The sequence below is a fragment of the Pseudoalteromonas rubra genome (assembly GCF_004212645.1).
GTDB classification, from domain to species: domain Bacteria; phylum Pseudomonadota; class Gammaproteobacteria; order Enterobacterales; family Alteromonadaceae; genus Pseudoalteromonas; species Pseudoalteromonas rubra_G.
The window spans coordinates 11924-32027 of sequence record NZ_PPUZ01000012.1 but is presented as its reverse complement, the minus strand read 5'-3'; the positions used below and the strand labels follow the sequence as shown (position 1 = coordinate 32027).

At 49.6% G+C, this 20104-nt stretch carries 18 protein-coding genes; 15 read left to right on the top strand and 3 right to left on the bottom strand.

Annotated features, from left to right (window positions below):
• Positions 1-12: 12 nt before the first annotated feature.
• From C3B51_RS04920 to C3B51_RS04885, 8 genes are all read left to right on the top strand, one after another.
• Entirely contained in the window at positions 13-1503 is a 1491-nt protein-coding gene (locus C3B51_RS04920) for a CoA-acylating methylmalonate-semialdehyde dehydrogenase (protein WP_046003796.1), read from the top strand.
• A 131-nt stretch (positions 1504-1634) separates the two neighbouring features.
• Complete coding sequence (locus C3B51_RS04915) at positions 1635-2792, top strand: acyl-CoA dehydrogenase family protein (protein ID WP_130244357.1); 1158 nt, start codon at positions 1635-1637, stop codon at positions 2790-2792.
• Positions 2793-2804: 12 nt separating this feature from the next.
• Positions 2805-3581: an enoyl-CoA hydratase gene (locus C3B51_RS04910; RefSeq protein ID WP_046003798.1), complete on the top strand. Its 777-nt coding sequence runs from the start codon at positions 2805-2807 to the stop codon at positions 3579-3581.
• The gene (locus C3B51_RS04905; protein WP_125718948.1) at positions 3581-4720 is read left to right on the top strand and encodes an enoyl-CoA hydratase/isomerase family protein; all 1140 of its coding nucleotides are present in this window, start codon (positions 3581-3583) and stop codon (positions 4718-4720) included. Before C3B51_RS04910 ends, C3B51_RS04905 begins: the two co-directional genes overlap by 1 nt.
• 11 nt (positions 4721-4731) lie before the next feature.
• Positions 4732-5622, top strand: a complete 891-nt coding sequence (gene mmsB / locus C3B51_RS04900) for a 3-hydroxyisobutyrate dehydrogenase (RefSeq protein ID WP_125718950.1) — start codon at positions 4732-4734, stop codon at positions 5620-5622.
• Between the two features lie 21 nt (positions 5623-5643).
• A complete protein-coding gene (locus C3B51_RS04895; protein WP_130244356.1) occupies positions 5644-6405 on the top strand; it encodes an SDR family oxidoreductase in 762 nt (253 codons plus the stop codon).
• 359 nt (positions 6406-6764) lie between these two features.
• On the top strand, positions 6765-9563 hold the full coding sequence (locus tag C3B51_RS04890) for an InlB B-repeat-containing protein (RefSeq protein ID WP_130244355.1): 2799 nt from the start codon (positions 6765-6767) through the stop codon (positions 9561-9563).
• A gap of 265 nt (positions 9564-9828) precedes the next feature.
• On the top strand, positions 9829-10437 hold the full coding sequence (locus C3B51_RS04885) for a MarC family protein (protein WP_125718955.1): 609 nt from the start codon (positions 9829-9831) through the stop codon (positions 10435-10437).
• Between the two features lie 50 nt (positions 10438-10487).
• Here the strand turns inward: C3B51_RS04885 and C3B51_RS04880 are convergent, their stop codons facing one another.
• Positions 10488-11003, bottom strand: coding sequence for a DUF2062 domain-containing protein (locus C3B51_RS04880; protein ID WP_046003803.1), 516 nt, complete (start codon positions 11001-11003; stop codon positions 10488-10490).
• On the opposite strand from C3B51_RS04880, the gene C3B51_RS04875 reads away from it, so the two are divergent.
• From C3B51_RS04875 to tcdA, 7 genes are all read left to right on the top strand, one after another.
• Positions 10983-13238: a DNA internalization-related competence protein ComEC/Rec2 gene (locus C3B51_RS04875; protein WP_130244354.1), complete on the top strand. Its 2256-nt coding sequence runs from the start codon at positions 10983-10985 to the stop codon at positions 13236-13238. The genes C3B51_RS04880 and C3B51_RS04875 overlap by 21 nt on opposite strands.
• Positions 13239-13301: 63 nt before the next feature.
• Complete coding sequence (msbA, locus tag C3B51_RS04870; protein ID WP_130244353.1) at positions 13302-15044, top strand: lipid A export permease/ATP-binding protein MsbA; 1743 nt, start codon at positions 13302-13304, stop codon at positions 15042-15044.
• Positions 15041-16024, top strand: coding sequence for a tetraacyldisaccharide 4'-kinase (gene lpxK / locus C3B51_RS04865; protein WP_130244352.1), 984 nt, complete (start codon positions 15041-15043; stop codon positions 16022-16024). The genes msbA and lpxK overlap by 4 nt, the downstream gene beginning before the upstream one ends.
• Positions 16014-16211: a Trm112 family protein gene (locus tag C3B51_RS04860; protein ID WP_010381495.1), complete on the top strand. Its 198-nt coding sequence runs from the start codon at positions 16014-16016 to the stop codon at positions 16209-16211. Before lpxK ends, C3B51_RS04860 begins: the two co-directional genes overlap by 11 nt.
• Positions 16199-16963, top strand: a complete 765-nt coding sequence (gene kdsB / locus C3B51_RS04855; RefSeq protein WP_130244351.1) for a 3-deoxy-manno-octulosonate cytidylyltransferase — start codon at positions 16199-16201, stop codon at positions 16961-16963. The genes C3B51_RS04860 and kdsB overlap by 13 nt, the downstream gene beginning before the upstream one ends.
• Positions 16950-17615 (top strand): TIGR01621 family pseudouridine synthase, encoded by a 666-nt coding sequence (locus C3B51_RS04850; RefSeq protein WP_130244350.1) that lies wholly within the window; start codon positions 16950-16952, stop codon positions 17613-17615. Before kdsB ends, C3B51_RS04850 begins: the two co-directional genes overlap by 14 nt.
• A 1-nt stretch (position 17616) precedes the next feature.
• Positions 17617-18411 (top strand): tRNA cyclic N6-threonylcarbamoyladenosine(37) synthase TcdA, encoded by a 795-nt coding sequence (gene tcdA, locus C3B51_RS04845; RefSeq protein ID WP_130244349.1) that lies wholly within the window; start codon positions 17617-17619, stop codon positions 18409-18411.
• Positions 18412-18433: 22 nt separating this feature from the next.
• Here tcdA and C3B51_RS04840 read toward each other — a convergent pair whose 3' ends face one another.
• Both C3B51_RS04840 and C3B51_RS04835 read right to left on the bottom strand, forming a co-directional pair.
• Complete coding sequence (locus tag C3B51_RS04840) at positions 18434-18841, bottom strand: SufE family protein (RefSeq protein WP_130244348.1); 408 nt, start codon at positions 18839-18841, stop codon at positions 18434-18436.
• A 2-nt stretch (positions 18842-18843) separates the two neighbouring features.
• Positions 18844-20067, bottom strand: a complete 1224-nt coding sequence (locus tag C3B51_RS04835; RefSeq protein WP_130244347.1) for an aminotransferase class V-fold PLP-dependent enzyme — start codon at positions 20065-20067, stop codon at positions 18844-18846.
• Positions 20068-20104 lie beyond the last annotated feature (37 nt).

Genomic DNA, 20104 nt, shown 5'->3' with positions numbered 1-20104 from the left:
GGAGGAGTGCACATGCACCAGGTACCATTATACATCAACGGTGAATTTACCCAGTCTCAGTCAGACAAGTGGCTGGATGTCGTCAATCCGGCCAATCAGGAAGTGCTGGCACAGGTGCCGTGCGCGACGCACGAAGAAGTTCAGGCAGCGATTTCATCTGCACAAGAAGCATTTAAAACCTGGCGTAATGTGCCGGTAACAGAGCGTGCTCGCATCATGATGCGCTATGCGGCATTGTTAAAAGAGCACCAGGAAGAGATTGCGACTATCATCTGCCATGAGCTTGGTAAGACCTTTGAAGATGCCAAAGGCGATGTATGGCGTGGTATTGAAGTGGTTGAGCAGGCGGCCAACGCGCCGGCGCTGATGATGGGGGAAACGGTTGAGAACGTTGCCCGTAACATCGACACTTATTCTTATATTCAACCGCTGGGCGTATGTGCGGGGATCACTCCGTTTAACTTCCCGGCGATGATCCCATTGTGGATGTTCCCAATGGCGATTGTGTGTGGTAACACCTTTGTATTAAAGCCGTCCGAGCAAGATCCTCTTACACCGATGCGTTTGGTTGAGCTGTTCGAAGAAGCAGGCGCACCAAAAGGCGTGCTACAAGTGGTACACGGTGCCAAAGAGCAGGTAGACCAAATCCTGACAGCCCCTGAAGTACGTGCGATTTCTTTCGTGGGCTCGTGTGGTGTTGGTTCTTATATTTACAGCAAAGGCACAGAGAATCTAAAACGTGTTCAGGCCTGTGTCGGCGCGAAAAACCACATGGTGATCATGCCAGATGCCAGCCGTGAGCAGACCATCAATAACCTGGTCGGTGCATCAGTGGGTGCTGCGGGTCAGCGTTGTATGGGGATTTCGGTTGCCGTGTTCGTTGGCAAGTCTAAAGAGTGGATCGACGATTTAAAAGCCGGTCTTGAAAAAGTACGCCCGGGTGTGTGGAATGACCCTGAAGCGGCTTATGGCCCGCAAACCTCAGCCCAGGCTAAAGCACGTATTCTGTCGTTGATCGAAAGTGGTAAACAACAGGGCGCAACCTGTCTGCTGGATGGCTCAGACTTTACCGTTGAAGGCTACGAGAACGGCAACTGGGTTGGCCCGACGTTGTTTACAGACGTCACGCCAGACATGGACATCTACAAGCAAGAGATCTTTGGCCCGGTACTGAACTGTGTCTGTGTTGATACCCTGGAAGAAGCCATTGAACTGGTTAATAACAGCCCTTACGGTAACGGTACATCTTTGTTCACGGCAAGCGGCGCTGCGGCACGTAAGTTCCAGAATGAAATAGAAGTAGGCCAGGTAGGGATTAATATTCCGATTCCGGTGCCACTGCCGTTTTTCTCATTCACCGGCTGGAAAAACTCTTTCTATGGCGACCAACACACCTATGGTAAGCAGGGTGTGCGTTTCTACACCGAAACCAAGACCATTACTTCACGCTGGTTTGCCGATGAGGCCGTAACGGGCCCTAACATGAGTATTAACCTGCGATAACGCCAGTCAGTTAACCTATCAGGCCCGGCACTTGCCCGGGCCGCTCGTAGTAATACCTGAGACTCAGGTACATAAGAATAACGCCGGGCAGAATCATCACTTTGCCCGCTATGACAACAAGTGAGGTCTTTATGGACTTTAATCTCAACGAAGATCAACAGGCTTTTGCCGAAACCGCCTATCAGTTTGCCATGAGCGAGCTGGCACCCCATGCCGCCGAATGGGATCAAAAACATATTTTCCCGAAGGACGTGATTAAAAAAGCCGGTGAGCTGGGCTTTTGTGGCTTATATACGCCGGAAGAAGCGGGTGGCCTGGGTCTGTCGCGTCTTGATTCAAGCATTATTTTTGAGCAATTGTCGATGGGCTGTACAGCCACTACGGCAATGCTGACCATACACAATATGGCCACCTGGATGATTGCCAGTTTTGCCACTCAGGCGGTAAAAGATCAGTACATGGATCAATTGGTGATGGGTGAGCTACTGGCTTCATACTGCCTGACCGAACCAGGTTCAGGCTCTGATGCGGCATCACTGAAAACCAAAGCGGTACTGGAAGGGGATGAGTATGTCCTGAATGGGTCAAAAATGTTTATCTCTGGTGCCGGTGAAACCGATGTGCTGGTGGTGATGGCACGTACCGGAGAAGACGGTCCAAAAGGCATTTCTGCCTTTGTTGTGCCGGCCGATGCCGAGGGCGTTATCTATGGTAAAGCCGAAGAGAAAATGGGCTGGAATGCGCAGCCAACCCGCCTGGTAACATTCGAAAATGTCCGTATTCCGGCGGCTAACCTGATGGGCAAAGAAGGTGAAGGCTTTAAGTTTGCCATGCAGGGTTTGGATGGCGGACGTATTAATATAGCAACCTGTTCAATCGGTACTGCACAACAGGCACTGAACACAGCCAAAGAATACATGCAGGAGCGCCAGCAGTTTGGTAAGCCTCTGGCGGCATTCCAGGCACTTCAGTTTAAGATTGCAGATATGAATACTGAACTGGTTGCCGCGCGTCAGATGGTCCGTCTGGCTGCGTTCAAACTGGACAGCAACGACAGTGAAAAAACCACTTACTGTGCCATGGCTAAACGCTTTGCGACCGACGTTGGTACTAAGGTTTGTGATGATGCATTACAGATCCACGGTGGTTATGGCTACATCAAAGAATACCCACTTGAGCGCCACCTGCGTGATGTACGCGTTCACCAAATCCTGGAAGGCACCAATGAGATCATGCGGGTGATCATTGCACGCCGAATTCTAGCCGAAGGCGCTGGAAGCGTACTGTAGAGGAGCATCATTATGTCAGCACAATTGAAACTCGAAAAACAAGGCCATATCGCGATAGTGACTATGTCCAACCCACCGGCAAACACCTGGACTCGCGATACACTGGTCGGTCTGAAGGAGCTGGTAAACGAGCTTAATGCCGATAAAAATATTTACTCTTTGGTGATCACCGGTGAGGGTGAAAAGTTCTTCTCAGCGGGCGCCGACCTGAATGTGTTTGCCGATGGCGACAAAGGCGTTGCGGCGGATATGTCGCGCGTATTTGGTGAAGCATTTGAAACCCTGAGTGATTTCCGCGGCGTGTCTATTGCGGCCATTAACGGCTTCGCGATGGGCGGTGGTCTGGAAGTCGCGCTGGCCTGTGACATTCGTATTGCAGAAGCACAGGCGCAAATGGCACTGCCAGAGGCCAAAGTGGGCTTGCTGCCTTGTGCCGGTGGTACACAAAACCTGTCATGGCTGGTCGGTGAAGGCTGGGCGAAGCGCATGATCTTATGTGGTGAGCGCCTTAAAGCCGACAAAGCTCAGCAGATTGGACTGGTTGAAGAAGTGGTTGAGCAGGGCAAAGCGCTGGAAGCAGCCCTTGAGCTGGCCAAGAAAGTAGAAGATCAAAGCCCGGTGGCTGTGACCGCCTGTAAAGCCCTGATCCAAAAAGGTCGTACTGGCACCATCAACAGTGCATTGCCGCTTGAGCGTGAGTTGTTCGTGACTTTGTTCGATACACAAGATCAGAAAGAGGGCGTCAACGCCTTCTTAGAAAAACGTAAAGCAAACTGGGTGAACGGCTAATGGTTGAATTACAGTTACTGAACCAGGCAGATGCCCCAGTGGTATTTGAGTTGGCGCACTGTAATAACGGCATGAAGGTGGCGATTGCCACCCTCAATGCGCCAAAAGCACTAAACGCACTGAACCTGGAAATGATCCGCTTATTGGATCCACAATTGAAAGCCTGGGCTGAAGACGAGCAGATAGCGATGGTGCTGCTCAAAGGCGCAGGTGAAAAAGCCTTTTGTGCCGGTGGTGATGTGGTTAGCCTGTACAACGCGATGGCTGCCGAAGATGGCAATAATCATCTCGAAGTCTTCTTTGCCGAGGAATATCGCCTTGATTACCACATCCACAATTATGATAAACCGATTCTGCTTTGGGGCAATGGTATCATCATGGGTGGCGGTCTCGGTCTGATGGCCGGTGCCAGCCACCGTGTGGTGACCGAATCATCACGTATTGCAATGCCAGAAATCACCATCGGTTTGTATCCGGATGTTGGCGGTAGCTACTTCCTGAACAAGATGCCTGAGGGCGTTGGTTTGTTCCTTGGCCTGACCGGTGCTTCTATCAATGCCACCGATGCCAAGTTTGTTGGCCTGGCCGATCACTATATGGATGGCGAGCGTCTGGATATGCTGCTGCACAACCTCAGCGAAGTAAACTGGGGTAAAACGAATGTGCTTAACCACGAGAAGCTGACTCAGCTACTGATCTCGCTTGATGAAGCATCGCACATTCCACCGCGCAGCGAAATTAAGCCACTGGCTGACTCGTTCGCTCAACTTGCCGAATTTGACACCCTGGAAGCTCAGATTGAACACATTTTGGCGCTGGACAGCACAGAGAATAAATGGCTGAGCAAAGCACAAAAAGCCCTTAAGCATGGCTCTCCTTTGAGCGCTGTATTAATTCATGCGCAACTAAAGCGTGCAGAAGGCCTGTCACTGAAGGAGTGCTTCTTGCGTGAACTGGCGATGTCGGTTCACTGTGGTGAAGTGGGTGAGTTCCGTGAAGGTGTACGTGCACTGCTGATTGACAAAGACGGACAGCCACAGTGGCAATTTAAGACCATTGCTGACGTAGATAGCAAAGTGATTGACAGCTTTTTTGCGCCACGCTGGGAAGAGAGTGAACATCCCCTGGCTGATCTATAAGGAATAAACACATGGCAAAGATTGGATTTATAGGTTTAGGAAACATGGGCGGCCCGATGGCAGCCAATTTGGTCAAAGCCGGTCACCAGGTCACGGTATTTGACCTCAGTGCCGAGGCGCTAAAGCAACTTGAAGCGCACGGTGCTGTGGCTGCGGACAATGTGTCTGATGTCTGCGCAGGTGCAGACTTTGTGATCAGTATGCTGCCAGCCAGCAAGCACGTTCGCATGATTTATACTGGCGAAGATGGATTGATCAACTATCTTGAAAAGTCGACGCTGGTGATTGACTGCTCAACCATTGACGCAGAATCAGCGCAGTTTGTTGGTAATACGTTGGCGCAGGCTGGTATTGCATTTGTTGATGCGCCGGTGTCCGGTGGCGTTGCCGGGGCAGCGGCTGGTACGCTAACCTTTATTGTGGGTGGCAGCGACGCTGACTTTAACAAAGCGCAGACGGTCCTGAACGACATGGGCAAGAATATTTTCCATGCCGGGGCTGTGGGTGCCGGTCAGGTCGCTAAGATCTGTAATAATATGCTGCTATCAATACTCATGGCAGGCACCAGTGAAGCACTGCAAATGGGCGTTGACCACGGCCTTGATCCAAAAGTATTGAGCGAAATTATGCTCAACAGCTCGGGTCGCAACTGGACATTGGAGCTATACAATCCGTGTCCGGACGTATTAGAGAATGTGCCTTCGTCAAATGGGTATAAACCTGGTTTTATGGTTGATTTAATGGCCAAAGACCTAGGGTTGGCGATGCAGGCGGCACAGCAAACAAACTCGGCTACGCCGATGGGGGCACTGGCAAAAAATCTCTACAACCTGATGCAGAATCAGGGCAGTGGCAGTGAAGATTTTAGTGCTATTTTTAAACTCTATTCACAAAAGCAGTAACAGAAGCAGGGTTGAAATATCATGGATATAAAGAACAAAACGGTGGTGATCACCGGTGGTGCGCAGGGCTTGGGCCTTGCGATGGCAACGGAAATGGCCAAGATGGGTGCCAAGCTGGCATTGATAGATATGCAGGAAGAGCAGCTGCAAAGTGCAGCCTCTGAGCTTAGAACACTGGATGTTGAAGTAAAAACTTATGTGGCAAATGTGAGCCTGGAGAGCGATGTTGAACAGGTATTCAGCGACATAGTGGCAGACCTGGGTAATATCGCGGTATTGGTTAACAACGCCGGTATTCTACGCGATGGCCTGCTGTTAAAAGCCAAAGATGGGGAAGTGACGGATAAAATGTCACTACAGCAGTTCCAGTCGGTACTGGATGTCAATCTGACCGGGGTGTTCCTGTGTGGCCGTGAAGCGGCAATTAAGATGGTAGAAGGCCAGCAAGGTGGTGTGATCATCAATATGTCGAGCGTGGCACGTGCGGGTAATATGGGTCAGACCAACTACTCGGCAGCCAAAGCGGGTGTTGTTGCTATGACCACATCCTGGGCGAAAGAGCTGGGCCGTTACGGTATTCGTGTTGGTGCCATCGCACCGGGCGTGATCCGCACACAGATGACCGACGCTATGAAGCCGGAAGCCAAAGAGCGCCTGCTGAAAATGAAACCTGTCGGACGTTTGGGTGAAGCTGGCGAGATTGCCCACACGGCAAAATATATTATCGAGAATGATTTCTTCACCGGTCGTGTAGTAGAAATTGACGGCGGGATCAGACTCTGATAAATTAATACTTAAGTATCGGTTTGCTTTTATTTTTGACCTAAAACCAATACAAAAGAATTCGCATACTTATGTTCCTTTATCTTCGCAAGAAGAAAGTGTGTTGAATCAAGCGGCAGGCCACGCATACCTGCCGCTTTTTAGTTTGTGTGTTCTACGCGTTTTCACTCTTTTCTTGTTCACCTTTGCTCAACCGGCCAGACTATGACTTTGTATCTTTGTTGCAATACGGGGTATGAAATAATTCATTGTTTGTTGTAAGTGGCAGATTTTTATTAATTAAACATTTACTTAAAATGGGGACGAAATATAATACACCTACTTAACATTTGTTGGTTTTGCAAATAAGGAGTAGAATTTTGCAATTTAATGTTTATCAGGCTGTAGCAGCGTTTGCAATTCCGTTGGCTCTGGCGGGGTGCTCAGGTGGATCGGGCGATGAAAAACCGAGCACAGGTTCGGAAACCGCAAGTACTGCAAGTAAGACAGAAACCACGCAGCAATACACTATATCAACGCGCGTTTCCGGTGAAGGAAGCATAGAGCCAAGCTCGCTGGTCCTTACAGAAAATCAGACAGGCACGTTTACACTAACCCCAGGGGACGGGTTTGAGATTGATCTGGTTTCGGGTTGTGAAGGCTCGCTCGATAATAGCACCTACACACTGACACCGGTGAAGCAAGATTGTGCAGTGGAAGCCAGCTTTAAACCCATTGTGTACACGGTGAGTGTTGAAGTGACAGGCGAGGGGAGCGTCAGCCCTGAACAAGTCGAGATTGCACATGGTCAGCAGGCAACTTTTACTGTGACGCCTGCTCAGCGCTATCAGCTTGAAAGTATCTCTGGTTGTGAAGGCACCTTAGAAGGGGATCAGTATGTAACTCAGGCTTTAACTGCCGCCTGTACACTGACTGTCAATTTCACGGCTGAAATGACGATAGCCGACAACGATACGCTGGATGAGGGGCTTAAAGCATGCCTAATCGAGCAGGGGTATACTTATCCAGACGAAGTCAGTGAGTTAGTCTGTAATGAAAAAGGCATAAAGTCTCTCAATGGTCTGGAACTATTTACTGCTTTAACCTCGCTGGATGTCGAACACAATGAGATAGAAGCCTTAGATGCCCCGGCACTGGGCGCGTTGACATCTTTGTCTGTTAAGAATAACCAGCTGAAACAGCTAGATGTGTCTGGCCTGACTAATCTAGAAGTGCTCAAGGTATCTCATAACCAGTTAACTAGCCTGGACCTGTCTGGTAACGCGAAACTCCAAACATTGTTCGCCAGCAGTAACTCGCTAACGGAGATAGACCTCGCCCCTGTAGCAGAGCTCACGGAGCTATCACTGGGTAAAAACCCCTTTGAGCAGGCAGTCGCGATTTCCCATTTAAAGGGTTTAACTTACCTTACCATCAGTACTGCTGAGACAGTATCTGAACTGGATCTCAGTCAGCACCAAGCGCTCAAAGAAGTATGGGTTGATGGCAAAACGCTGAAGACCCTAAATGTCTCAGGACTGGCTCAGCTTGAATCATTACAAGTGAATAACACCAGCCTGAATACGATTGATGTGAGCACCAACCTAAATCTGACAGATCTTTATCTGTGGGACAATCCAATTTCAGAGATTGATGTTGCTGCGCTGACCAAGCTGGAAGGGTTCACAGTAAAAAATGCAAAGCTGTCTACTGTTGATGTGTCAAACAATCCCAGGCTGTCTTTTCTTCAGTTAGGTGGCAATCAGCTCAAAACACTTGATGTGAGTGGGCTCCCAGAGTTGCAAATGTTGCATGCTATGGATAACCAGTTCTCCTCTTTTGATGTTTCTAAAAATTCCCTGCTAGAGGCGTTAACATTGGCAGACAATAATCTCAATACGATCGATGTATCGGCGAATAGTCAGCTAAAAGAGCTAAATATTTGGGCCAACAAATTGACTCAAATTGATCTATCTAAAAACCTAGAGATGAAAGAGCTGGATATCAGCTCAAATCCACTGAGGAGTCTCGATGTAACTAAGTTAGCTGAGCTGGATATGTTGTATGTTAAAAATACCGGTCTTCCTGAGCTCAGTTTGCTGAATAACAGCAAGCTGTCTAAGCTGGATATCAGAGGCACTAATCTCGAAAAAGTGAGCCTAAGCCACCTCCATCAGCTCGAGTCACTGTGGACGCCCCACCATTTGCTAAATGAACAGAGCGTACCAGCAAACAATTCAATAACTACATTATGGTTGTCAGACAATATCTCGCACCCTGTTGATTTTAAATTGTTTCCTAACCTTCTTTCACTGGGTATGAATGGTGCTTATGTAGAGTCAATCGATTTCTCTGTACTGACAAAGCTGACTGGCCTAAGCATTTTTGGCGGAACTCTGGAAGAGGTTGAGCTATCTCATAATACCGAACTTGAAACTCTCGCTATAGAAGGGACCAAATTGTCTTCCCTAAAGCTAACGGCACATCCAAAACTTTGGCAAATTTATGGCAGAGAAAACCAGATAGCTGAGGTCGATTTGTCTGGTACACCATCATTGCGACAGATACATATGTGGGGTAACCAGATAAAGGCTTTGGATATCAGTAAATTGCAATCGCTCAAATATTTGGATTTACAGTCTAACCCATTGTCAGAGTTAAAGTCTGGGCATCATCCACGACTGACTGACTTGCTGCTAAGGGGATCTGAGTTGACCCAATTAGCGCCATTAGATGCTGAACGCCTTTCTCTGTTGACCTTAAGCGGCAGTCCGTTAACAGGTATCGATGTAACAGGTTATGAGTCACTGAAAGTACTTGAGCTGGACGAGACCACAATTACTACGCTTGATGTGTCGCAGAACCGCGAGCTTACTTCACTTTATGCAGGGTATACTGACCTCACTGAGCTGGATGTCACAAACAACCCTGCTATTACCCAGCTGACGATAGATGATGATGTTATCTGTACCGGTATGGTGTGTCAGTATCGACAGGCGCCATTTGGATTTATATTTGGAACGAACAGCCGACAGCTAGGTCCGGAAATAAAAGTGGGTAAGCAAATGGAGCAGCACTTTGAATTACCCCTGCGTTACGGAAAAACGCAGTTGCAAAAAGAATCGCAGCGGGAGTTTGAGCAGCCTAATATGCCAGCACACCGCAGTCGTTTGCACTAGCGAATACAGTAATAGAAAGCGCCAAAGGCGCTTTCTCTTTTTAAGTGCGCTGACGTGCCAAGCAAAGGCTGAGGGCGTGGCACTTAACCACGATTGGAATGGCAATGTCGCTCATCGTATTTGTTTATCTAAAGCCTTATCGCAACGTCTTCATTATTATCCTGATTAAACAAAATCACGTAGGTTTTTTTCTCTGTCACTGATAGAGTAAACGGCACAGTTTATCCATGCCAATTCAAACTTGAATTGCCGAAAAGGAAATGTCGTGATTGATTTTGTCGCCACTTTTATCTTCTTTTTTGCGGTTATCGACCCGATAGGTACGATACCGGTATTTATTGCGGTTACGCGTGGCTATGACGCAGCGGCGAAACGAAAAATTGCCGTGATTGCGAGTCTGGTCGCTGCAGCCTTGCTGGTGTTTTTTGCTGTTGCTGGAGAGATTTTACTGACCGCGATGGGGATCCCGCTGGCAGCGTTTCAGATTGCCGGTGGCATAGTGTTGTTCTTATTTGCACTGTCGATGATCTTTGGTGAAAGTAAGCCGGAAGAAGAGGTCCGGTTAATCAAAGACCACCGTGAAACCGCGATATTCCCGCTGGCGGTCCCGTCTATCGCAAGCCCAGGGGCTATGCTCGCGTGTGTGCTGTTAACTGAAAATGCGCGGTTTAATATCTTCGAGCAAATGCAGACCGTGGCGATGATGCTGGCGGTAATTTTACTGACTTTATTACTGATGCTGGTCGCAAGCAGCGTTCATAAGGTCATCGGTAATGCCGGGGCCAGTGTTATCAGCCGAGTAATGGGCTTGATCCTGGCCTCAGTTGCCGTGACCAATGCGCTGGCTGGATTTGTCAGTTACTTCGATAAATAAAGAAGATTGGAAAAGCAGCCCTTGAGCTGCTAAACCATAAAGAGGTCGGGTTAGCTGGATTGCTGATTACGAGCGGCCCAGGCTTTATTGACAGAGCGACGCCATAGAAAATCAATAACGAAAAAGCCCAAAAGAGCCGCCATACAGGCGCAGATCAGTGAGCCAACAATGAAGGCTGGCCCTATGGTTGACAGGCTCTCGACCAGCCAGTTCCAGCTGGCCTCAAAATGAAATGGTTGCTCTTCCTGACCCAGTGCGAATGCGCCCACCTGATAGGAGGCGTAAAAAATAGGGGGCATTGTCAGCGGGTTAGTGATCCACACCAGTGCGATTGACAAAGGGAGGTTAACGCGAAAAGGAATGGCCAGGGCGGCTGCAAGAACCATTTGAAAAGGAACAGGGATGAACGCAAAGAACAGGCCTACGGAAAAGGCCCCACGCGCCGAGCGGCGATTTAAATGCCAAAGATTTGCATCATGTAACAAACTACCGAATATTTTCAGCGACTTTTGCTGTTTGATCTTATTGTGATCGGGTAGAAACCTTTGGATCGTCTTCTTTGGCATGTTAAGCAACCATTTACATCGATATTGATCTGCTGCGGCCTGATCAGCGGGTGCCTGATCTCAGTATTTTATCTGGGTCAGTGGCAGTGGCTTGTCTGCTCAGGCGTGCTCCTTTTTCTCTGCGGGTATTTTAAGACTTTTTCGAGTGTTTTGGCAGGTTTTATTTTAGGTATTTTTGTGACGATTTGTCACTATTGGTTGGTTTATGCTCCACCGCTTGCTGAAAAAGGCTTAGCGCAGCAAGTGAAAGTCGTCGGCAATGTCAGTAAAGTCATTGGCGCTGGCGCGAACCCTTATGTCACCCTTGAGCTTACAAGCATAGGCAAGTACCAGGTGCCCTTGTATCGCCGTGTTCGCGCCAATGTGTCCCTAAATGGCATGTTGCCTACAGATTTAAACGGCGCAACGCTGACAGGCATGGCGACACTCAAGCCGTTTCGCAGTCGAAAAAATTTCTCGGTATTTGACGCTGAGCTTTATGCCTTTCGCAATCAGATATTCTACAAAGGCCGCCTGTCAGTGGAGGATGCAAGTTACGGCCATAGCGAGCGATGGCAAGTGGCCTATCGCACTTGGGTGTCACAGGCGCTGGATGGATTGCATTTTAGCTGGTTTTACTACGTGATACTGACGGGAGACAAAAGCGCGGTACCGCAAGCCGATAAAGCTTACTTTCAATCGCTGGGTCTTAGTCATTTGCTGGCCATTTCCGGCCTGCATGTGGCCATTGTATTTGCGCTGAGCTTTGCTCTGTGCAAACTTGCCTTGGTGTTAATGTGGTCGCGTTTGGCTCAGCATCATAATTATCAGCTGGGCTATTTTACCTTTGCGCTGCTCTTAAGCGGGGTGTATGTCTGGCTCAGTGGTATGCAGGTGTCGGCGCAGCGCGCCTGGTTAATGGCCTTGCTGGGCGCATGTTGTTTTTTGCTTGCCCGGCACCTGAGCCCTGCGCGAACATTAATCTATGCCCTGACGGTGATCTTAATTGCCAATCCCTTTGCTGTGCTCAACCTGGGGTTGTATTTTTCTTTCTTTGCGGTGGCCACTATTTTTATGGTGTTTCGCAACACAATGCATGAACCGGTGCGCCTGTCCCGAGTCAAGCTGCTGTTATATTTGCAATGTGGCTTATTTGCGGCTCTGTTACCACTTACCCTTTATTCCTATCATGGTTTTAGTCTGAGCAGCATACCAGTCAACCTGGTGGTCATACCATTGTTGTCGGTGATGATTTTTCCACTGCTGCTGACACATCTGCTCAGCGTCATGACCGCGGGGTGGACCGTTTTGGCTATACCAGATGCCATGCTCAACTCGGCCTATCAGTGGTTAAACGTATTTCCTTATCACTGGTGGCACAGCGGCGCGTTGGCACCTGAGCTTTTGATACTGAGCTACATAGCGTTACTGCTGTGTATGAGCACCTTAACCCGGCCATTTGCCTGGGTTCCTGTGTCTGCTGTACTGATGGTCAGCCTCTTAGAACGGCCACCCGACTGGCAGGTGGACGTTTTTGATGTTGGACATGGCACGGCGGTACTGGTCTCTGCTCAGGGCAATGGCGTGCTGATTGACCTCGGCGCCAGTTATTTTTCGCGTTATTCGCTGTTTGAAAATGTGATCAAGCCTTATTTGCAGGCGCATCGCATTACCCTTGTACATACTGTGATCAGCCATGATGACAGCGACCATAATGGCGGGCTTGCTGACTTATACCGTTACGATGGTGGCCGCTCACTGGAACAGTTTCACCAGGGGGATGGTAAGGCGCTGTGCACACTCAAAACGGTGCAAATGGGCAAACTGAGCATTGAGCCTCTGTGGCCGGTTAAGCCAATGAACAGCGATAATAATAATTCCTGTGTGGTCAGGATAAGTGATGGTACGACCGAGTTGTTACTACCTGGAGACATAGAGCAGGTCGCAGAAAAAGCACTGTTGGCATTGCAACGGGAAAAGCTGCCAGCAGAGATACTGCTTGCCCCCCATCACGGCAGCAATACATCATCCAGTATGGCGTTTGTCTCTGCCGTTGCTCCTAAGTGGGTGGTGTTCTCGCGAGGATACCACTCGCCCTGGCGCTTGCCACACGATGAGGTGGTGGCGCGTTATCAATCTGCTGGCAGCCAGATGCTGGATACCGCCACTGCGGGTCAGGTTCGATTCAAAATTACCGGGACAGAAGTTCAACTGGAAACCGCCCGCGACAGGAAAAGTTTTTGGTTCTTAAGATAATGCATTCAGTTTTGCCATCAGTACAGCTACAATACGCGGGTTATGACGTACCAGAGAGACACTATGCAACAATCCGCCAAGCAGATCTACAAGCGGCTTCTGAGTTACACCTTCGATTTTAAAGTGCCAGCCTTGTTTGCCATTATTGGCATGCTCGGTTACGCCGCCATGGATGCACTGTTCGTTCAGTTAATGCAGCCGTTTATTGACGATGGCCTGACAGAGCGCAACGCCGAAGTGCTAAAAATGGCACCCATAGTGGTAGTGTTGCTGGTTATTGGACGCGGGATTTTCAACTACATGGCATCGTATTGTCTGAGCTATGTGGGCTCTCAGGTAGTAAGAAAGCTGCGTCAGTCTTTGTTTGAACACATGCTGTTCTTGCCGGTAAGTTTTCACGACCAGCACTCCAACGGCGAAATGATCTCAAAAATCACCTTTGATACGGAACAAGTACAACAGGCCGTGACCCGTGCTTTACAGGTGATGATCCGCGAAGGGGCCTTTGTGCTGTTTTTGCTGGTGGTGATGTTCAACGCCAGCTGGCAGTTGTCTTTGATATTTTTAGTTGTCATTCCCATCGTCGGCGTGATAGTGAACCTGGTCTCCAGGCGCTTTCGGAAAATTTCCAAGAATATTCAGGATGCCATGGGCGAAGTCACCCGTAGCTCAGAGCAAATGCTGGCCGGGCACAAAGTGATCCATGGTTTCGGTGGTCAAGACAAAGAGATCACTCACTTTGCCGATGTGAATAACCGCAATCGCCAGCAACGTGTAAAGATGGATGCAACGCGCGCACTGAGCGTGTCGGTGATCCAAATTATAGCAGCCAGCGCCATGGCATTGATCCTGGCTATCATCGCGATGCCAGAAATGATAGACACCATCTCTTCGGGCACCTTTGTGTCGCTGACGACCTCTATGATGATGATGCTCAGACCGCTTAAGCAGCTGGCGAATGTGAACAGTGATTTGCAGCGCGGCATTGCTGCGGCGACCAGTATTTTTGAAATTCTGGATAAAGAGCAGGAAAAGAATACCGGCAAACTTGAGGCGGACAGCGTTAAGGGCGAGATTGCAGTCTCAGGCGTGACCTTCCGTTACCCGGGCAAAGACGAAGCCGTCATTAAATCCTTATCATTACAAATTCCGGCTGGCCAGAGTATCGCGCTGGTGGGCCGCAGTGGTTCAGGGAAGTCGACATTATCAAACCTGCTGCCGCGCTTTTACGACTGGGATGAAGGAGAGATCACTCTGGATGGGGTGAAACTTCAGGACTACACACTGTCGTCGCTGCGCAAGCAGTTTGCACTGGTGTCACAGCAGGTGGTGCTGTTTAACGACACCATTGCCAATAACATTATGTATGGACTGGAGCGCGCTTATACGCAGGAAGAGCTGGAGCAGGTAGCAAAGCAGGCCCATGTCTGGGAGTTTGTTAAGGACTTGCCTGAGGGGTTGAATACTATGGTGGGTGAAAACGGTGTCATGCTTTCCGGCGGTCAGCGCCAGCGTATTGCCATCGCCCGTGCAATTGTTAAAAACGCGCCCATTTTGATTCTCGATGAAGCGACTTCGGCACTGGATACCGAGTCAGAGCGTTTGATCCAGCAGGCACTGGATAATCTGATGAAAGATAAAACCTCTATTGTGATAGCACACCGCCTGTCGACCATTGAGCAATCCGATTGTATTTATGTGCTCGATCAGGGGCGCATTGTCGAGCAGGGTAAACACCAGGCACTGCTTGAGCAAAAGGGCATTTATGCTGCGCTATGCCAGATGCAATACGGTGAGCAGGCATGAATCGCCTAGAGCGCAGCTGGTATCAGCCCCTGGGGCTGTTAAATATCTTACTGCTGCCTTTGTCAGGTTTATTTTGGTTACTGAGCTCACTGCGCAGGGCAATGTTTAAGCTGGGCCTCAAGCGTGTCTATAAAGCGCCCGTACCGGTGATCATTGTTGGCAACATAGGCATAGGTGGCAACGGTAAAACGCCGTTCGTGTTATGGCTGGTGCCATACCTTGAGTCGTTGGGCCTGAAAGTAGCTGTGATCAGCCGGGGATATGGCGCCAAGCCGCCCAGTCTGCCATACAGGGTGACGGACAACAGCAGCGCCGCAGAAGCGGGCGATGAACCTTTATTGATATACAAACGCCTGGGTTGTCCTGTGATGATAGGTGGCGACCGTCAGGCAAGCATCGAAATGCTGATGCAAGAAGACAAGCCGGATATTATCGTCAGTGACGATGGTCTGCAGCATTACCAGCTGGCCCGGGATATCGAGATTTGTATTGTCGATGCACAGCGCCGTTTTGGTAACGGTCAGCTGTTGCCAGCCGGTCCACTGCGCGAAACAACGGGGCGTCTCAAGTACACAGATCTGGTTGTCTATAATGGAGAGTCTGACGGGGTTGGTTATGAGCTGGTACGCAGTGGCTATTTCAGCGTGAAAGACAATCAGGCGGTTGCACAAACTGCCGGACAGGGCGTTGCCGTTAGCGCCATTGGTAATCCGCAGCGATTTGAACAATCCCTGCGCTCAGATGGCATTGAACTGACCGATACACTGCATTTTGCCGATCACCATGCCTACAGCGCAGCCGACTTTGCCACGTGCGAAGATCAGGCTGTCTTTATGACCGAAAAAGACGCGGTAAAATGCCAGTCATTCGGCAAAGAAAATTGGTATTATTTAAAAGTAGAAGCCCAGCCCAGTGCTGCGCTTACACAACAACTGAATTCGTTATTAAAACAAAAAGGGATAGTCAACCATGGCCTTTGACACTAAATTACTCGAGATTATTGCTTGTCCGGTTTGCAAAGGAAAACTGAGATTTGACAAAGACAATCAGGAGCTGATCAGCACGGCTGCGAAACTGGCTTACCCTGTCAGAAACGACATTCCAGTACTACTGGAAAACGAAGCGCGTGAATTATCCCTTGAAGAGGTCGAAAAGTGGAATTCATAGTCGTTATTCCGGCGCGTTACGCTTCAACCCGCCTGCCAGGTAAACCGCTTGCTGACATTTGTGGTAAGCCCATGATCCAGCACGTGTTCGAGCAGGCACAAAAATCTGGCGCCAAAGCCGTTTATATCGCCACCGACAACACACAGGTGTTTGAGCGCGCTAAAGCCTTTACCGAAAACGTGCTGATGACCCGAGAAGATCATCAGTCGGGCACTGAGCGCCTTGCTGAGGTGGTTGAACAGCTGGGGCTGGCCGACGATACCTTAGTGGTTAATGTGCAGGGCGATGAGCCTTTGTTAGCGCCGGAAAACATCACTCAGGTGGCGACTTTACTGCATGAGGCGCAGGAAGCGCCGATGGCTACGCTGAGCGTTGATGTGACGGATGTGCAGGAAGTACTGAACCCCAATGCCGTTAAAGTGGTTCAGGATGCACACCAAAATGCGCTGTACTTTTCCCGTGCCTCCATCCCGTTTCAGCGTGACAGCATGATGGCACTGGATGAGAGCAAAATCCCTTTGGCACATTTTCAGCGCCATGTGGGTATTTATGCCTATCGCGCCGGGTTTATAAAAACCTACCTGGCCTTACCGGTTTCTCCGCTGGAAGGGCAGGAATCGCTTGAGCAGTTGCGCGTGCTATACCACGGTTACCGCATCAAAATTGCCAAGGCGTGTCGCCCGGTTTATGCCGGGGTTGATACACCGGAAGACTTAAAACGCGTTGTAGAGTACCTCAATGGCACCCTTTGAGGTAATTGCCAGCCACCCCGACTTTGTGGTGGCACATAAGCCCGCAGGGGTAAGTTTTCACAGTGAACAGGAAAGCGGCTTTGTTGCCTTATTAGCTGAGCAGCTCGGCGAGCAGCTTTATCCGGTACACCGACTCGATAAGGTGACGTCCGGCTTGTTGGTGCTGGCTCGTTCCAGTGATGCTGCGGCTAGGCTGACTGAGCGCTTTACCAGTCGCGCCGTGGATAAGTTCTATCTGGCCCTCATTGATAACAAGCCCAAAAAGAAGCAAGGCTGGGTTAAAGGCGACATGGCCAAATCCCGGCGCGGCACGTATAAGTTATTAACCAGTCAGGATAACCCGGCTGTCACGCGCTTTTATAGTGCCAGCATAGCGCCTGGCCTGAGAGCCTGTTTACTCAAACCTTACAGCGGCAAAACCCATCAGCTAAGGGTTGCGCTAAAAAGCTTATCAGCGCCCATCCTCGGCGATGTCAGCTATGGTGGCAGTGAAGCCGACAGAGTTTACCTGCACGCCTATTGTTTGAGCTTTGAATGGGACAACGAAAGAATGACGTTCTACGCTTTGCCTCAGGGCGGAGCACGGTTTGCTGAGCTGGCAGACACAGAAGTAATGCAAAGCTGGGCAAAGCCCAGAGAGTTAGAGTGGTAATATGACGCAAGATACATCCTTAAGATTTGGTGGCATCGGCCGCTTGTATGGTGATACAGAGCTTACCTGGCTTGGCGAAGCCAGTTTCTGTGTCATAGGCATTGGCGGCGTAGGTAGCTGGGTGGCAGAGGCTCTGGCGCGCACTGGCATAGGTAAAATTACCCTGATTGACCTGGATGATATCTGTGTCACCAATGTCAATCGCCAGCTTCATGCAAACACTGAGACCATAGGCCAGCCTAAAGTCGAAGCCATGCAGGCGCGTTGTCAGTCCATCAATCCGGATTGTCAGGTTGAGGTGATAGATGACTTTATCACCCTGGATAATATCAAAGAGCATATTCAGGGTTTTGATTATGTCATCGACTGTATTGATGCAGTCAAAGAAAAGGCGGCGTTGATCGCCCACTGTAAACGGCAAAAAATTCCAGTGATCACCACAGGTGGCGCGGGTGGTCAGACAGATCCTAGTCAGATCTGCTATGGGGATGTAGCTAAAACCACCCATGACCCTTTACTTGCAAAAGTCCGATACCTGCTGCGTAAGCAATATAACTTCACTACCAATCCGAAGCGTAAGTTTGCCGTTGATTGTGTGTACTCAACGGAGCAACTTGTTTACCCAACTGGCGATGGTAGTGTCTGTAAAGCAAAGCAAATGGCCGATGGCAGTAAAAATATGGACTGTGCGACCGGGTTTGGCTCTGCAACTATGGTGACGGGCAGCTTTGGCTTTTTTGCTGCGGCAAAGGCTATTCGCAAGTACCTGGACAAGCGCACGCGCGAAGCGGGCTAATTCGCGGCATGTATCTCAGGTGCTATTGCAGCACCTGAAGCTGTTGATGAATACGCTCTACGATAGCGCGCACTCCGTTGCCGCGAGAGGGGCTCAGGTGCTTGATCAGCCCCAGTCTGTCAAACAGCTCATAGGCATCAAGCTTACCTGCTTCTTGCGGTAACTGGTTGTTATAGCATGCCAGAATAATTGCCAGTAAACCTTTGACGATGCGGGTGTCTGAGTCCGCTATCAGTACCAGACGTTGCCGCTGTTCATCCAGGTCAAGGTGTAACCAGACTTTACTCTCACAGCCTTTCACCAGCGCGTCATCCGTTTTTAGTGCACCCGGCATGGCCGGAAGTGCCTTGCCCAGTAGCATGATTTCGCGATACTTGCCCTGCCAGGCGCCGTGCTGAGCCAGGGTGTGCTCTATGTGTGATAAGTCCATAATTACTCTTCTAATAAACTGATGGTGTCTTTCAGTGCTGCGATAAACCGACTGATGTCTTGCTGGTTGTTGTAAAACGCCAGGCTGGCACGAATGGTGCCTTCAATGCCCAGGTGCGCCATCAGCGGTTGTGTGCAGTGGTGGCCGCTTCTGACAGCAATACCATGAGTATTGAGTAAGGTCGCCAGATCGTAATGGTGCTCGTTTTTGTAGCTAAAACTAACGGTGCCGACATTATTAGCCGTATCGCCCCAAATCCGGATCCCGTTTATTTCGCTCAGTTGCTGAAGCAGGTTCTGATATAGTGATTGTTCGTACCGGAATAATGCGTCATGATCTTGTGCTGCAAGGTAATCCAGGGCCGCGCCAAAGCCGATAACACCGGCAATATTGGGCGTGCCGGGCTCAAATTTTTCAGGGGCCGGGCGAAAGGTGGTGCCACTAAAACTGACAGTGTCTATCATTTCGCCGCCGCTTTGATAAACGGGCAGGGCATTGAGCAGCTCATAGCGCCCATACAGGCCACCTAAACCGGTCGGACCCAGCGCCTTGTGTGCAGAAAACACATAAAAATCGCAATCCAGCTGCTTTAAATCCGGGCGCAAATGCAATAAAGATTGAGCGCCATCTACCACAGTAACCGTGCCTGAGCTTTTACTGCTCGCTATCAACGCTGCTACATCATTAATGTTGCCCAGCGCATTAGAGGCATGGCAAATACTCATTACTTTGGGTTTTAGGCTCTCTATCAGCGCTTTAGCTTGTTCAAGCTGAAGAATACCTTGTGCATCTACTGGCAGTAACTCAATACGTGCACCTGTGCGCTTTGCGGCAAGTTGCCAGGGTACGATATTGGCGTGATGCTCCAAAGGGGACAACACAATCACATCGTCTTTTTTTAAGCTGTCGCTCAGGCCATACGCAATTAAATTCAAAGAGGCGGTAGCGCCACTGGTCCAGACAATTTCCCGGCTTTGCACATTAAGAAATTGCGCTAATTGGCCCCGTACAGCCTCATAGGCTGTGGTCGCCTGTTCACTCAGTGTGTGTAAACCTCGGTGTACATTGGCGTTCTGAGACTGGTAAAAATCCTTTACAGCCTGGATCACCTGATTGGGTTTCTGGGTGGTGGCAGCGGAGTCAAGATAACACAAAGGCTGGTCGTCAACCGACACCTCAAAGATGGGGAAATCATGCCGAAGTTGTGTGCAAGGGTTATCGTTCAAAAGGGTCTCCTACTGCGCCTGAGCAGGCGGATTTTAC

Excerpts from the sequence above, each read along its gene's own strand:
- lpxK (WP_130244352.1), top strand. The coding sequence starts at position 15,041 with ATGAATCGCCTAGAGCGCAGCTGGTATCAGCCCCTGGGGCTGTTAAAT.
- tcdA (WP_130244349.1), top strand. The coding sequence starts at position 17,617 with ATGACGCAAGATACATCCTTAAGATTTGGTGGCATCGGCCGCTTGTAT.
- C3B51_RS04880 (WP_046003803.1), bottom strand. The coding sequence starts at position 11,003 with ATGCCAAAGAAGACGATCCAAAGGTTTCTACCCGATCACAATAAGATC.
- C3B51_RS04860 (WP_010381495.1), top strand. The coding sequence starts at position 16,014 with ATGGCCTTTGACACTAAATTACTCGAGATTATTGCTTGTCCGGTTTGC.
- C3B51_RS04850 (WP_130244350.1), top strand. The coding sequence starts at position 16,950 with ATGGCACCCTTTGAGGTAATTGCCAGCCACCCCGACTTTGTGGTGGCA.
- C3B51_RS04920 (WP_046003796.1), top strand. The coding sequence starts at position 13 with ATGCACCAGGTACCATTATACATCAACGGTGAATTTACCCAGTCTCAG.
- C3B51_RS04840 (WP_130244348.1), bottom strand. The coding sequence starts at position 18,841 with ATGGACTTATCACACATAGAGCACACCCTGGCTCAGCACGGCGCCTGG.
- C3B51_RS04910 (WP_046003798.1), top strand. The coding sequence starts at position 2,805 with ATGTCAGCACAATTGAAACTCGAAAAACAAGGCCATATCGCGATAGTG.
- mmsB (WP_125718950.1), top strand. The coding sequence starts at position 4,732 with ATGGCAAAGATTGGATTTATAGGTTTAGGAAACATGGGCGGCCCGATG.
- C3B51_RS04915 (WP_130244357.1), top strand. The coding sequence starts at position 1,635 with ATGGACTTTAATCTCAACGAAGATCAACAGGCTTTTGCCGAAACCGCC.
- C3B51_RS04905 (WP_125718948.1), top strand. The coding sequence starts at position 3,581 with ATGGTTGAATTACAGTTACTGAACCAGGCAGATGCCCCAGTGGTATTT.
- msbA (WP_130244353.1), top strand. The coding sequence starts at position 13,302 with ATGCAACAATCCGCCAAGCAGATCTACAAGCGGCTTCTGAGTTACACC.
- C3B51_RS04895 (WP_130244356.1), top strand. The coding sequence starts at position 5,644 with ATGGATATAAAGAACAAAACGGTGGTGATCACCGGTGGTGCGCAGGGC.